Source organism: Mesorhizobium sp. M1A.F.Ca.IN.020.03.2.1 (genome assembly GCF_004023205.1).
Taxonomy (GTDB): Bacteria; Pseudomonadota; Alphaproteobacteria; order Rhizobiales; family Rhizobiaceae; genus Mesorhizobium.
In genome coordinates this window covers 1-540 of the sequence record NZ_RZSV01000508.1, presented here as the reverse complement: position 1 = coordinate 540, position 540 = coordinate 1, and the positions used below count along the sequence as shown (strand labels likewise).

General features: G+C 66.3%; 1 protein-coding gene. It reads left to right on the top strand.

Going from position 1 to position 540, the window contains the following annotated elements; translation table 11 throughout:
* A partial coding sequence (locus EOA79_RS32425; RefSeq protein ID WP_245489989.1) for a toprim domain-containing protein occupies positions 1–540 on the top strand: 540 nt, incomplete at both ends.

Genomic DNA, 540 nt, shown 5'->3' with positions numbered 1-540 from the left:
GGCTGGCCACCATCGAGGCGATGCGCATCGTTGAAACCGCCATCCGCGACCCGTTCGACCACTGGCTGGCCGACAACCCGCAGGAAGCCTCGAAGCTTCTCGAATGGGTGATCGCGCGCGCCGATGAGCGTGTGCGCCGGCGTCAGGAAAAGGAAGTCTCGCGCAAGAGCGCCGTACGCAAGCTGCGCCTGCCGGGCAAGCTCGCCGACTGCACGCAGAACGCCGCGGCCGGCGCCGAGATCTTCATCGTCGAGGGCGACTCGGCCGGAGGCTCGGCCAAGCAGGCACGCGACCGCGCCAGCCAGGCGGTGCTGCCGCTGCGCGGCAAGATCCTCAACGTCGCCAGCGCCGGCAACGACAAGCTTGCCGCCAACCAGCAGATTTCCGACCTGGTTCAGGCGCTCGGCTGCGGCACGCGCTCGAAATATCGCGACGAGGACCTGCGCTACGACCGCGTGATCATCATGACCGACGCCGACGTCGACGGCGCGCATATCGCTTCGCTTTTGATCACCTTCTTCTATCAGGAGATGCCTAACC